This is a genomic window from Burkholderia seminalis DSM 23518 (genome assembly GCF_902832885.1).
Taxonomy (GTDB): Bacteria; Pseudomonadota; Gammaproteobacteria; order Burkholderiales; family Burkholderiaceae; genus Burkholderia; species Burkholderia seminalis.
In genome coordinates, this window is record NZ_CADFDK010000005.1 from 85,037 (window position 1) to 96,899 (window position 11,863).

Consider the following 11,863-nt stretch of genomic DNA (forward strand, 5'->3'; position numbering starts at 1 on the left):
TCGCCACAAGAACGACGAAGATGAGTTTTCCACCCGCCTCCATGCTGTCCGACGGTTTCTTCCTGTCGCTGTCGCTCTGTCTCGACATCGGCCTCGTGAACGTCGCGATGCTGTCGCTGACGCTGTCGCACGGCTTCCGGCCGGGTTTCTGGCTCGGCCTCGGCTCGTGCGTCGGCGATCTCGTCTATGCGGCGCTCGCGCTCGCGGGAATGGCCGTGCTGCTGCAGTTCGAGCCCGTGCGCTGGATCGTGTGGATCGGTGGCGGCGCGATCCTGCTGTTTCTCACGTGGAAGATGGCGCGCGAAGCACTGGCGCCGGCCAGTGCGGCCGACGACGACGCGGACGACGCCCCGCAGCCGCGGGCGAGCGCGCGGCGCAGCTTCCTGCGCGGGATGCTGCTCGCGATGTCGTCGCCGAGCGCGATCCTGTGGTTCGCGGCGGTCGGCGGCGCACTGATCGCAAAGGCCGGCGCGACCACGCCGGCCACCGCGTCGGTGTTCCTGTCGGGCTTCTTCCTCGGCGGCCTCGCGTGGACGCTCTTCATGTGCACGCTCGCGAGCCAGGGCCGCAAGCGCGCGGGCGCCGGGCTGATGCGCGCGTGCCATATCGCGTCGGCGCTGCTGTTCGCGTATTTCTCGTACAGCGTGATCGTCGGCGGCTACCGCGACCTGATCGTGCACGCGGTGTAGGCGACGACGGCCCGCACGGGCCGCCCGTCAAGCGGCCGCCGCAAAGAAAAACGGCGCAGCGCCCCTGGCGGGACGCTGCGCCGTTTTGCCACGCGCGGTCAGGCCGCGCGGGACGAATCAGCGACGCCAGTAGCCGTGGTGGCCCCAGCCGCCGTACCCGTGACGCCAGTACGGGCGACCGTAGTAGCCGCCGACGACCACGGCGGGCGGCGGCGCATAGTAGGCCGGTGCAGGCGCGTAATAGACGGGCGGAGGCGGCGGCGCGTAGTACACGGGCGGCGGCGGTGCATAAACGGGGTACGCAGGCGCGACCGGGATACCGATGCCGACCCCGATCGACACGTGGGCCTGCGCGGCGCTTGCGGCACCCAGGCCCAGCGCGGCGGCGGCGATGAACGGAATGAGCTTTTTCACTTCGATTCTCCTGCTGGAGCGGTATTTTGTGCGCTCCTGTCGGCAACGGCGGGCATGCACGTCGCATGGAAGCAATGTAGCGAAAACCCGCCCCTCGCGTATCGCGCATTTGTTGCAAATTGCAATTGCACGCAGCGGGAGATGCCCTGCGGCATGGCGTCCTGAGCGGGCGGCGACCCTTGCGGAACGCGCGATTCCGTCCGACAACTCGGGTCGCGACACACGGGCCGGTCAGTCTTACCGGATACGGCACGCGCAGCGGGTACACGCACGTAATGAACGATTACAAATTTGAGACAAGATGCCGACATTTCAAGCGACGCGGGCACGCGCCATGTTTCGGGGTCGGATTCTCCGGTCGTCATTCGGCCGTGACGCCGGGCATCGGTACGCAGGGAGACCGGGCCGCACACCGGTCATGAATACCTGCCATGGCACGGCAGCCGCCCTTGCGCAGCGCCACCGACATTCCTGCGATACTGGCGGTTGCTTCGTTTTTGCTTACGTCCGCCGCCATGCCGCTTCCCGACATCCCCCGCCTCGGCTTCATCGGTGCCGGCCGCCTCGCGCGCTGCGTCGCGCAGCGCTTCGCGCAAGCCGGCTTCCCCGTCGTCGCGATCGCGAGCCGCACGCCCGCGTCGGCGGCCGACCTCGCCGCGCGCATCGACGGGTGCCGGGCAGTCGATACGCCGCAGCAGGTTGCCGATGCCGCCGACCTGATCTTCGTGACGGTGCCCGACGACCATCTCGCACCGACCGCCGCGGCGCTGCGCTTCGACGCGTCGCGCGCCGCCGGCCAGGCAGTCGTCCACTGCAGCGGCGCGTCGGCGGTTGCGCTGCTCGATCCGGCGAAGCAGCAAGGCGTGGCCACCGGCGGCTTTCATCCGCTCTACCTGTTCGGCGGCACCGATGCCGACCTCGCGCGCATCGACGGCTGCTCGGTCACGATCGAAGCCGACGGCGCGCTGCATGCGACGCTGCTGCGGCTTGCTGCCGCACTCGGCTGCCATCCGCTGTCGATTCCGGCCGGCGGCCGGATGCTCTACCACGCGGCCGCGCACTACGCGGCGAGCTTCGCGCTGTGCGGGCTGTCGGAAGCGGTCGAGCTGTGGCGCGGCCTCGGCTTCGACGAGGATGCCGCGCTGCGCGCGCTGCTGCCGATGCTCGCCGGCACGATCGAGACCGCCCGCGACAAGGGGCTCGCCAACGCGCTGGCCGGCCCGGTGTCGCGCGGCGATACGGGTATCGTCGAACGCCAGCTCGCGCTGCTCGAGGCGCGCGGCGGCGATCACGCGGCGCTGTATGCGCTGCTGACGCGCCGCGCGGTCGCGCTCGCGGCGAAGCGTGCCGCCCCGCCGGCGTCGCTGCCGGCGCTGGCCGAAGCCGTCGAAACGTCGCTCGCGCGCACGGCCGCGCCCCCTCCCCGTCGCGCGACGAGGCGTGATAAGGTGTCGGCCGATGCGCCGCCAACCGGCGTTGGCGGCCGCACGCTACTGACTGTATAAAAAGGATGCCAACGATGTTCGGCGAGATCGCCCGTTTTCTGCTCAATACCGTCTTCACGCTGTTCGGCGCCGCGCTGATCCTGCGCGTCTGGATGCAGGCCGTCCGCGTGCCGCCGTACAACCCCGTCACGCAGGCCGTGCTGCAGGCGACCAACTGGCTCGTACTGCCGCTGCGCCGCGTGATCGCCGGCGTGCGCGGCATCGACTGGGCCAGCGTCGTCGCCGCGCTGCTCACCGCGCTCGTCTACGTCGTGCTGATGGTCGTGATGGCCGGCTTCGATCCGGCCGCGGTGATCGCGACGCTCGTCGTGGTCGCGCTGCTCACCGTCGTGAAGTGGGCGCTCAATCTCGTGATCTGGATGACGATCCTGATGGCGCTGCTGTCGTGGCTCAACCCGCGCTCGCCGGCGATGCCGATCCTCTACCAGCTCACCGCGCCGTTCCTGAACCCGCTGCGCCGCGTGATCCCGAACCTCGGCGGCATCGACCTGTCGCCGATCCTGTTGTTCGTGATCGTGCAGGTGCTGCTGATGATCGTCACGCGCGCCGCCGTGTCGCTGACGATGTTCGGTATCTGAGTCGACGCCACCCTACGCCGCCGGCCCCTGCGCCGGCGGTGCGCCGAGCGTGTCGATCACGCCGAAGCGCGCCGGCATCATCGCGTAGCACACGCGTACTTTCTCGTGCGACAGCCGCTCGAGCAACCGCTGCGCCTCGTCCTCGGTGACGATGAATTCGACCTCGATCGCGAGCGAACCTTGCAGTTCGAAGAAGCGGTCCTCGTGCAGCACGCGATGCTGGCCGAAGCCGGCCATCGCGCGAAACGCGGACCCGCCCGCGACGCCCATCCGGTTCGCCTCCTCCAGCAGCCATTCCCACAGCGGTTTCCAGTGCAGCCGGTGCTGCTCGTGCACGTAAAAGCGCAAGAAGACGCGGTCCATCGCACCCTCCGATGGCGGCCGGCTCAGGCCGCCGCAAGCCACGCGCGCGCGGTCCACATGCCGAGCGCCGTCAGCGCGAACGATCCAGTCAAGTGTAGGGCAGCCACCGCCAATGCCCATCCGAATTCGCCCTCGAGCGCATGCGTCATCACTTCGACCGAATAGGTCGAGAACGTCGTGAGGCCGCCGAGGAAACCCGTGATCACGAACAGCCGCCACTCGGGCGGCAGCCCGACGCGCGCCGTGAACACGACGGCGGCCACGCCGATCACGTAGCCGCCGATCAGGTTCGACGCGAGCGTGCCGAGCGGCACGGCCGGAAAGAGTGCGTTGAGCGCGAGGCTCAGGAACCAGCGCAGCAGCGCGCCGAGCCCGGCGCCGACGAAGATCGCGACGATCGAATAGAACAAGGCCACTCCTCACTGACGACGCCGCGCGGCGGACACGGCCCACGCTGAACTGTATGCGGAATCGCGCGACGGCGGCAATGCCGGCAGGCGGGCCGGTACGCGCCCGATCGTGTCGCGGCTGTTCGAGGCCTTCCGTTATTTTCGCCAGCGCGACGTAATCGATATTTCCGAACAATTCAATCCGTCATGACAAATTCGTTTTAATACGATGATTATTTATCGGATTTTTAAAAGACAAAAAGACAATTCATTTCCCCCGTCGACCCGGCAAATGTCTGCTTATACGGGCATTCCACGGATTTACCCTCATCAGGCATTCCCGCATCCGGCCGATATTCGATTCAATTGATTCCGTCGATTTCGTAAAATTGTTTCGCCACGCCACTCCATCGACATGGAGACTCGAGAAATGAACAAGATCCGCCTGTCATCCATGTTGATTCCGGCGCTGTGCGCGTCGCTGCTCGCATCGGGCGGCGTGCTCGCCGACGGCAACGGGCCGCAGTCCTACGTCGAAGGCAACCGCGCGCCGAAAGGATTCGCGCGGCCGCCGTTCCACACGAAGCAGCGCGCGAGCACGGCCACGATCGCGGGCCTCACGCCCGCGCTCACGCGGCACGCATACGGGTTCGACTCGATCGCGAACCAGGGCGACGGGATGGTCGTCGCGATCGTCGACGCATACGACGATCCGAAGATCGAGTCGGACCTCGGCGTGTTCAGCAACGCGTTCTCGCTGCCGGCCTGCACGTCGTCGAACGGCTGTTTCACCAAGGTGTACGCGCATGGCGCACGGCCGAAGACCGATTCGGGCTGGGCGCTCGAGATCTCGCTCGACGTCGAATGGGTGCATGCGATCGCGCCGAAGGCGAAGATCATGCTCGTCGAGGCCGCGTCGGCCAGCTTCAGCGACCTCCTGGCCGCGGTCGACGTGGCCGTCAAGCGCGGAGCGTCGGTCGTATCGATGAGTTTCGGCGGCAACGAGTTCAGCAGCGAGACCGGCTTCGACGGCCACTTCAGCGTCGCGGGCGTCACGTTCGTCGCGTCGTCCGGCGACAGCGGCACCGGGACCGAATACCCGGCCGCGTCGCCGTACGTGGTGTCGGTCGGCGGCACGACGCTGTCGTCCGACAGCGCCGGCAACTACGTCGGCGAAGCGGCGTGGAGCGGCAGCGGCGGCGGCGTGAGCACCACCGAGGCCGAGCCGGCCGGCCAGACGGCATGGCCGATTCCGGTGGCCGGCAAGCGCGGCGTGCCCGACGTCAGCTACGACGCGAATCCGTCCAGCGGCTTCGCGGTGTACGACTCGGTCGCCTATCAGGGGCAGGCCGGCTGGTTCCAGGTCGGCGGCACGAGCGCGGGCGCACCGCAATGGTCGGCGCTCGTCGCGATCGCGAATTCGCTGCGTGCGGCGGCCGGCAAGCGGTCGTTGAGCGGCACCTACGATGCGCTTTATGCGGTCGGCAAGAACGCGTACGGCAGCGCCTTTCACGACGTGACGACCGGGTCCAACGGCACTTGCGGCAGCGTCTGCAGCGCGGCCGGCGGCTACGACTACGTCACCGGCCTCGGTTCGCCCGTCGCGCCGGCCCTCGTGCAGGCGCTCGTCGCCCGGCCGTAACGGCGCGATCGGCGCCGCTCGGCCCGTGGCGAGGTGCTCAGCCGCCGCGCCACGCGCGATCGAGCGTGGTCAACGTCGCAAGCGCACCGCCTTCCAGCCCGATCACGTCGGAACGGCGCGCCTGCGCTTCGCGCGCGTTGATGCGGATCACGTCCGCACCGAGCCGTTCGCTCAGCAGCCGCACGGTCGGAATCGCGGTGCCCGCGCCGATCTCGACCACGGCGACGCGCCCGGCCTGCGCGATCCAGTCTTCCAGCGCGCGTTCCTGCGCGTCGTAGCGCGCACCGAGCCAGCCGGTATCGCCGAACATCAGGATGTTCGGCCGCGCGAGGCCGCCGCAATGCGGACAGCCCGGCATGTCGCCGATCAGGCGGCACGTGGCCTCGTCGACATCCGGCACGAACGGCGCCGCCTCCCACGTATCGTCCGTGCACGGCCGCAGGCACTGCATCGCGTGAATCGACCCGTGAATCTCGACGATGCGCGCCGGATCGAAGCCGGCTTTCTGGAACTGGCCGTCGACGTTGCTCGTCAGCACGAAGCCGCCGTTCGGCATCGCATCGATCCAGCGGCGCAGGATCGCGAAGCCCGCATGCGGCACCGTCGCGCGATAGAGCGCGAGACGGTGCCCGTAGAATCCCCACGCGAGCGGCGCACGCGCGCGAAATGCGTGCGGCGACGCAATCTCGTGGAATTCGAGACGCGCGTGACGCAGCGCCGGATACGCGCGCCAGAAGCCGTCCGTGCCACGAAAATCGGGCAGCCCCGAATCGACGCCGATACCCGCGCCGGCCGTCACGAGCAACGCGTCGGCGCGTGCGAGCGCATCGACGGCGGCGGCGACGAGATCGGCGGGCAGTTGCGCGGCGGCGGAATCAACGGAATCGGAGAACGGCATGATGGGGAGGCGGTAACGTCGAACGTTGCGCGGGTGGCGACGCGATCATACGCCCGTTCGAGCGTCGCGACGCCAGCGCGATACAGCGGCGCGATGCCACGCTCGTCCGGCCGCCCCCATGCGGACAGCAGCCGCTACGGCGAGGCCGCCCGCGAACCGTCGGCCCGGCGCCGCGCTGCCCGCTTAGCGATCCGAATCGTCCTGCGCGACCGGAATCGCGTCGGCCGAGAAATAGACCGGCTTGCCGAGCTGCCGTGCAAGGCCGACATCCATGTCCGCTCCGCGCGATGCGCCGTCGATCCGCAGCACCGCATCGCAACGTCGCAACAGCCGGTGCGCGGCCGGATACAGGAACGTCTCGCTGATCGCGTCGCCGACCTGCCGCGACCCGGCCGCGACCGCGAGCGGCAGCGATACCCACTCGCCGATCATCGGCACATGCCCGCGGCGATACACGGCGAGCGCCGCCGTCTCCAGCCGGTGCAGGTTCGCGGCGATGCGCGCGGGGTCGCCGTCGGTGCCGCTGCGGTAGGGGCCGGCGACCAGCACGAGCCGCGGCGTCATGCGGCGCGCGCGCCGGCGGTTTCCCGCAGCGCGACGTACTGCAGCAGCATGATCGTCTTCGCGTCGACGATCTCGCCGCGCTCGACCGCGTCCAGCGCCGCCTGCAGCGGCATCTCGACGACTTCGAGATCCTCGCCCTCCTCCGCGACGCCGCCGCCGTCGCCGGTGCGCAGCGACGCATCGTATTCGCCGACGAAGAAATGCAGCTTCTCCGTCACGGAGCCGGGGCTCATGAACGCCTCGAACACCTTGCGCACGCCGCGCACGCGATAGCCGGTCTCCTCCTCGGCCTCCGCGCGGATGCGTGCTTCGGGTGTTTCGTCGTCGAGCAGGCCGGCCGCCGCTTCGAGCAGCATGCCGTCGTGGCCCCTCACGAACGCCGGCATCCGGAACTGCCGCGTCAGCAGCACGTCGCCCGTGCCGGCATGGCGCAGCAGGATCGTCGCGCCGTTGCCGCGATCGTAGGTCTCGCGGCTCAGGCGCTGCCACGTTCCGTCGCGGCGCCGGAAATCGAAGGTCACCTTCCTGAGCACATACCAGTCATCGGACAGCACCGTCGTATCGACGATGCGCACCCGGTCATGCGTTGCAGCCATTGCAGCCTCCCGTTCGACAAAAGACAGCGCCCATGGTAACGTGCAGTTTCGTGCAATTTCAAGAATTTTCGTGCAACCACGATGCTGACGACCCAACGCAAGAAGGCGATCCTCGATGCGCTCGCGCGCGACGGCCAGGTGCTGGCCGTCGAGCTGAGCGCGCAATTCGGCGTGTCCGAAGACACGGTGCGCCGCGACCTGCGCGAGCTCGCGGCCGAAGGCCTGCTGCAGCGCGTGCATGGCGGCGCGCTGCCGGCGTCGCCGGCCGTCGCGCCGTTCGCGCAGCGCGAGGCGCTCGAGACGGCGGAAAAGCGGCGCATCGCGCGGCGGGCCGCGGAGATGATCGCGCCCGGCCAGGTCGCGATCATCGACGGCGGCACGACCTCCGCGCTGCTCGTCGGCCAGTTGCCGGCCGACCTGCGCGCGACGATCGTCACGCACAGCCCGAGCGTCGCGGTCGCGCTGGCCGCGCATCCGTCGATCGACGTGATCCTGATCGGCGGGCGGCTCTACAAGCATTCGATCGTCGCGGTCGGCGCGGCGGCGATGGAAGGCATCGCACGCATCCACGCGGACCTGTACTTCATGGGCGTCACGGGCGTTCATCCGGTCGCGGGGCTGAGCACCGGCGATTTCGAGGAAGCGGCGATCAAGCGCGCGCTGGCGGAACGCGCGGCCGAGACCGTCGTGCTCGCGTCGCAGTCGAAATTGCGCGCGGCGTCGCAGTTCGTGATCGGCGAGATCACGCTGGCGCAGACGGTCGTCGTCGAGCAAGAAACCGACACCGCGCTGACGAAACCGATCGAGGCGGCTGGCGTGACGGTCGTGCGCGCGTAGCGCGTCGGATCGTTGCGGATGCCGTCGCACCGGCGCCGGCCCCATGTCAGCCTGCTGACAGGCGCCGCTTGTAACATGGGCGATCGTCCGATCGCCACGCGCTACCCGCCCGATGCCCCCGTCCACCGCCACGACTTCCCCGGCGCCGCCCGCAGGCGACGCACCGCCGCCCGGCCTCCTCGCGCTGTTCGTCGCGTTCACGCAGATCGGCCTGACCAGCTTCGGCGGCGGACTGAGCGGGCGGATGATGCGCGACTTCGTCCACGAGCGGCGCTGGCTCGACGAAGAGGCGTTCCTCAACGGCCTCGCGCTGTCGCAGGCGTTGCCGGGCGTCAACGTGAAGAACCTCGCGATCTGGATCGGCTACCGCCTCGCCGGATGGCGCGGCGCGGTGGCCGGCTTCACCGGCATCATCGCGCCGCCGGCCGTGCTGATCGTGCTGTTCGGCGTCGCGTTCTCGACCCTCACGCGCTTCCCGCTCACGCATGTCGCGCTCGCGGGCGCCGCAGCCGCGGCGATCGGACTGTCGATCTCGATGGCCGTCACCGCCGTGCGGCGGCTGCCGCGTCGCGCACTGCCGTTCGCGGTAACGGCGCTCACGTTCGTGTCGGTTGCGGTGCTGCACTGGCCGCTCGTGTGGACCGTGCTGATCGGCGGCACGCTGAGCGTCGCGCTCGAATACCGCCGCGCGGCCGCGGCACCGGCACCGGCCGGGAGCGATACACGATGACCGTGTCGCCCCGTTATGCGGCCCTGTTCGGCGTATTCGCGCCGTTGTCGATCGCGACGATCGGCGGCGGGCAGGCGATCATCGCCGACATCCAGCGGCAGGTCGTCGACGTGCATCACTGGATGACCGCCACGCAATTCGTGAACGACTTCGCGATCGCGCGGATGGCGCCGGGCCCCGGCTCGCTGCTGGCGACGCTGATCGGCTGGCAGGTCGCGGGCTTCTGGGGCGCGGTGATCGCGACGCTTGCGCTGTTCGGCCCGACCGCGTTCCTGATCTACGGCGTCGCGCATCTGTGGCGGCGGCACCAGGGCAAGCGCTGGCAGATCGCGCTCGAAGCCGGCCTGCGCCCGGTCGCGGCCGGCATGATCCTCGCATCGGTCTGGGTGCTGCTGCAGGCGCTCGACGGCGGCTGGGCCGCGCGCGCGATCGCGGTGGCGTCGACGCTGTGCGTGATCTACACGCGCATTCACGCCCTGCTGCTGATCGCGCTCGGCGCGTTGCTGCTCGTCGGCGTGCACGCGCTCGGCGGCATGTAGCGCACCGCCGCAGCGCGACCGAACCCGCCTAGACGCCGCGAAACCGCGGCGCTCGGCGCTCGCCAAACGCACGCAGCCCTTCGTCGAAGTCGGCGCCTTCGCACGCTTGCCGGCGCAACTCGGCAATCCGTTCGAATGCGTCGGCAGGCAGCGGCCGCGCGTCCTGCAGCACGCGCAACTGCTCCTTCACCGCATGCACGGCAAGCGGCGCCTTCGCGGCAATCGTGCGCGCGACGTCGAGCGCCGCGTCGTCGACACCACCGGCTTCGGCCAGCCGGTTCACGAGCCCGTGATGCGCGGCGCGCGCCGCATCGAGCGGCTGCGCGCAGAAGAACATTTCCTTCAGCACGTGAATCGGCAGGTTGTCGTAAAAACGCAGCAGGCCGCTCGTCGAGTACGGCAGGCCGAGGTTCGCCGGCGTCATCGCGAAACGCGCGTCGCGCGCCGCGACGACGAGGTCGCAGCTCATCACGAGATCGACGGCCCCGCCCCACGCCGACCCGGCGACCGCCGCGACCACCGCGCCCGGATAGGTCCGCACGCGCCGCAGCGCGCGTTCGAGCGGCTTGCCGTAGGCGAGCGGATCGCGATCGTCGGCCAGTTCGCGCAGGTCGTGCCCCGCGCTCCACACGTCGCCGCTGCCGTCGTTCGACAGGATCACGACGGGCGGCGGACGATGCCCGGCCAGCGCATCGAGGTGCGCGACCAGCGCATCGAGCAACGGTGCGTCGAGCGCATGCCGCCGCGCCGGATTCGCGAACCGCACGCGCGCGATCCGCTCGCCGACCATGTCGACCGTCACGGTCGACGCGCTGTCGTGTTTCGTCATGGCGGTCATTGCACGGCCTCCGCCACGGCTTCCGCCTGGAAGATCGCACGCCCGGCCAGCAGTTGGTCGATCGCGTCGTCGCCGTAGCCCGCTTCGCGCAGCACGTCGACCGTATGCTCGCCGAGCAGCGGCGGCGCGTGGCGCGTGCGCGGCGCGGGCAGGTCGTCGCCCATCCCGCCGAGCGGCGTGACGACCTGGCGCAGCGTGCCGAGCGTCGGATGCGCAACCGGCTCGACCAGCCCGCAATGCGCGAGCTGCGGATCGTCGAACACTTCGTCGAGCGTGTTGATCGGCCCGGCCGGCAACCCGGCTTCGACGAAACGCCGCGTCCATTCGCGCTTGCCGCGCGTGCGCAGCCGGCTTTCGAGCAACACCTTGAGTTCGTCGCGATGCGCGACGCGTGCATCGTTGGTCGCGAAGCGCGGATCGTCCGACAGCTCGGGCAGCTCCAGCAACTGGCACAGCCGCAGCCACATGTCGGTCGTGATCGGCGCGAGGTTGAGCGGCCCGTCGGCGGTCTCGAACACGCCGTACGGCGCGATCACCGCATGCGCATTGCCGGTGCGGCGCGGCACGTCGCCGAGACTCAGGTAGCGTTGCCCGTGCACGCTCAGCAGCGCAACGAGGCTTTCGAGCAGCGACGTGCCGACATGCTGGCCGCGACCGGTGCGCTCGCGCTCGAACAGTGCGGCCATCACGCCGGTCGCGACCCACATTCCCGAGCTGAGATCGCCGATCGCGGTACCCGTGCGGGTCGGTTCGCCGTCCGCGAACCCGGTGAGGCTCATCAGCCCGGCATAACCCTGCGCGATCTGGTCGAAGCCCGGCCAGTCGCGCAGCGGGCCGCGCGGGCCGAACGCGGTGACGCTGCCCATCACGAGCCGCGGATCATGCGCGCTCAGCGCCGCGTAGCCGAGCCCCATCGCATCCATCGTGCCGGCCTTGAAATTCTCGATCACGACGTCGGCCTGCGCGATCAGCCGCCGCACGACGTCGAGGCCCGCCGGCTGCCGGAAGTCCACGCAGATACCGCGCTTGTTGCGGTTGCAGGACAGGTAGTACGTGCTCACGCCGCGATCGAACGGCCCCCATGCGCGGCTCATGTCGCCGTGCGGCCCCGACTCGACCTTGATCACGTCGGCGCCGAGATCGGCGAGCACCATCGAGCAGAACGGCCCTGACAGCGCGCGACTCAGATCGACGACCTTGATTCCCTTCAATGCCTGCATTCCGGACTCCTGATATTGATGACTGGGTGTGGCGTGGAAGCGAACGACGCGCGTGTGGCGC

At 69.5% G+C, this 11,863-nt stretch carries 14 protein-coding genes and 1 pseudogene; 7 read left to right on the top strand and 8 right to left on the bottom strand.

Annotated elements, in window-relative coordinates; genetic code table 11:
• The first annotated feature begins 20 nt into the window (after positions 1-20).
• Complete coding sequence (locus tag HWX00_RS17415) at positions 21-689, top strand: LysE family translocator (protein WP_059557164.1); 669 nt, start codon at positions 21-23, stop codon at positions 687-689.
• Positions 690-806: 117 nt separating this feature from the next.
• Here HWX00_RS17415 and HWX00_RS17420 read toward each other — a convergent pair whose 3' ends face one another.
• Complete coding sequence (locus tag HWX00_RS17420; RefSeq protein WP_006488565.1) at positions 807-1,103, bottom strand: hypothetical protein; 297 nt, start codon at positions 1,101-1,103, stop codon at positions 807-809.
• Between the two features lie 515 nt (positions 1,104-1,618).
• Here HWX00_RS17420 and HWX00_RS17425 point away from each other — a divergent pair.
• Positions 1,619-2,547, top strand: a pseudogene (locus HWX00_RS17425) (Rossmann-like and DUF2520 domain-containing protein).
• Positions 2,548-2,622: 75 nt separating this feature from the next.
• Complete coding sequence (locus HWX00_RS17430; RefSeq protein ID WP_006488584.1) at positions 2,623-3,186, top strand: YggT family protein; 564 nt, start codon at positions 2,623-2,625, stop codon at positions 3,184-3,186.
• A gap of 12 nt (positions 3,187-3,198) precedes the next feature.
• Here HWX00_RS17430 and HWX00_RS17435 read toward each other — a convergent pair whose 3' ends face one another.
• A complete protein-coding gene (locus HWX00_RS17435) occupies positions 3,199-3,549 on the bottom strand; it encodes a DUF190 domain-containing protein (RefSeq protein ID WP_034187323.1) in 351 nt (116 codons plus the stop codon).
• A gap of 23 nt (positions 3,550-3,572) precedes the next feature.
• Positions 3,573-3,959, bottom strand: coding sequence for a fluoride efflux transporter CrcB (crcB, locus tag HWX00_RS17440; RefSeq protein WP_034187322.1), 387 nt, complete (start codon positions 3,957-3,959; stop codon positions 3,573-3,575).
• A gap of 409 nt (positions 3,960-4,368) precedes the next feature.
• Between crcB and HWX00_RS17445 the strand changes: the two genes are divergently transcribed.
• The gene (locus HWX00_RS17445; protein WP_175027367.1) at positions 4,369-5,580 is read left to right on the top strand and encodes a S53 family peptidase; all 1,212 of its coding nucleotides are present in this window, start codon (positions 4,369-4,371) and stop codon (positions 5,578-5,580) included.
• Positions 5,581-5,617: 37 nt separating this feature from the next.
• Here the strand turns inward: HWX00_RS17445 and HWX00_RS17450 are convergent, their stop codons facing one another.
• The 3 genes from HWX00_RS17450 to HWX00_RS17460 form a co-directional block, all read right to left on the bottom strand.
• Positions 5,618-6,478, bottom strand: a complete 861-nt coding sequence (locus tag HWX00_RS17450) for an SIR2 family NAD-dependent protein deacylase (RefSeq protein ID WP_049031360.1) — start codon at positions 6,476-6,478, stop codon at positions 5,618-5,620.
• 183 nt (positions 6,479-6,661) lie between these two features.
• Positions 6,662-7,042 (bottom strand): TIR domain-containing protein, encoded by a 381-nt coding sequence (locus tag HWX00_RS17455; RefSeq protein ID WP_059557169.1) that lies wholly within the window; start codon positions 7,040-7,042, stop codon positions 6,662-6,664.
• On the bottom strand, positions 7,039-7,638 hold the full coding sequence (locus tag HWX00_RS17460) for an NUDIX domain-containing protein (protein WP_175027366.1): 600 nt from the start codon (positions 7,636-7,638) through the stop codon (positions 7,039-7,041). The genes HWX00_RS17455 and HWX00_RS17460 overlap by 4 nt, the downstream gene beginning before the upstream one ends.
• Before the next feature lie 81 nt (positions 7,639-7,719).
• Here HWX00_RS17460 and HWX00_RS17465 point away from each other — a divergent pair, with 81 nt between their 5' ends.
• The 3 genes from HWX00_RS17465 (at position 7,720) to HWX00_RS17475 (ending at position 9,744) form a co-directional block, all read left to right on the top strand.
• On the top strand, positions 7,720-8,475 hold the full coding sequence (locus HWX00_RS17465; RefSeq protein ID WP_175027365.1) for a DeoR/GlpR family DNA-binding transcription regulator: 756 nt from the start codon (positions 7,720-7,722) through the stop codon (positions 8,473-8,475).
• A 112-nt stretch (positions 8,476-8,587) separates the two neighbouring features.
• A complete protein-coding gene (locus HWX00_RS17470; protein ID WP_175027364.1) occupies positions 8,588-9,205 on the top strand; it encodes a chromate transporter in 618 nt (205 codons plus the stop codon).
• Positions 9,202-9,744, top strand: a complete 543-nt coding sequence (locus HWX00_RS17475; protein ID WP_034187315.1) for a chromate transporter — start codon at positions 9,202-9,204, stop codon at positions 9,742-9,744. Before HWX00_RS17470 ends, HWX00_RS17475 begins: the two co-directional genes overlap by 4 nt.
• A gap of 28 nt (positions 9,745-9,772) precedes the next feature.
• On the opposite strand, the gene scpB is transcribed toward HWX00_RS17475, so the two are convergent.
• Together scpB and HWX00_RS17485 are read right to left on the bottom strand one after the other, a co-directional pair.
• Complete coding sequence (scpB, locus tag HWX00_RS17480; RefSeq protein ID WP_034187314.1) at positions 9,773-10,582, bottom strand: methylmalonyl-CoA decarboxylase; 810 nt, start codon at positions 10,580-10,582, stop codon at positions 9,773-9,775.
• Positions 10,579-11,802, bottom strand: a complete 1,224-nt coding sequence (locus HWX00_RS17485) for a CaiB/BaiF CoA transferase family protein (protein WP_059557175.1) — start codon at positions 11,800-11,802, stop codon at positions 10,579-10,581. The genes scpB and HWX00_RS17485 overlap by 4 nt, the downstream gene beginning before the upstream one ends.
• Between the last annotated feature and the right edge of the window lie 61 nt (positions 11,803-11,863).

What these genes read in the sequence shown, in the direction of transcription:
- HWX00_RS17470 (WP_175027364.1), top strand. Translation starts at nt 8,588, where the DNA reads ATGCCCCCGTCCACCGCCACGACTTCCCCGGCGCCGCCCGCAGGCGAC.
- HWX00_RS17455 (WP_059557169.1), bottom strand. Translation starts at nt 7,042, where the DNA reads ATGACGCCGCGGCTCGTGCTGGTCGCCGGCCCCTACCGCAGCGGCACC.
- HWX00_RS17475 (WP_034187315.1), top strand. Translation starts at nt 9,202, where the DNA reads ATGACCGTGTCGCCCCGTTATGCGGCCCTGTTCGGCGTATTCGCGCCG.
- HWX00_RS17445 (WP_175027367.1), top strand. Translation starts at nt 4,369, where the DNA reads ATGAACAAGATCCGCCTGTCATCCATGTTGATTCCGGCGCTGTGCGCG.
- HWX00_RS17460 (WP_175027366.1), bottom strand. Translation starts at nt 7,638, where the DNA reads ATGGCTGCAACGCATGACCGGGTGCGCATCGTCGATACGACGGTGCTG.
- scpB (WP_034187314.1), bottom strand. Translation starts at nt 10,582, where the DNA reads ATGACCGCCATGACGAAACACGACAGCGCGTCGACCGTGACGGTCGAC.
- HWX00_RS17435 (WP_034187323.1), bottom strand. Translation starts at nt 3,549, where the DNA reads ATGGACCGCGTCTTCTTGCGCTTTTACGTGCACGAGCAGCACCGGCTG.
- HWX00_RS17450 (WP_049031360.1), bottom strand. Translation starts at nt 6,478, where the DNA reads ATGCCGTTCTCCGATTCCGTTGATTCCGCCGCCGCGCAACTGCCCGCC.
- HWX00_RS17485 (WP_059557175.1), bottom strand. Translation starts at nt 11,802, where the DNA reads ATGCAGGCATTGAAGGGAATCAAGGTCGTCGATCTGAGTCGCGCGCTG.
- HWX00_RS17415 (WP_059557164.1), top strand. Translation starts at nt 21, where the DNA reads ATGAGTTTTCCACCCGCCTCCATGCTGTCCGACGGTTTCTTCCTGTCG.
- HWX00_RS17430 (WP_006488584.1), top strand. Translation starts at nt 2,623, where the DNA reads ATGTTCGGCGAGATCGCCCGTTTTCTGCTCAATACCGTCTTCACGCTG.
- HWX00_RS17465 (WP_175027365.1), top strand. Translation starts at nt 7,720, where the DNA reads ATGCTGACGACCCAACGCAAGAAGGCGATCCTCGATGCGCTCGCGCGC.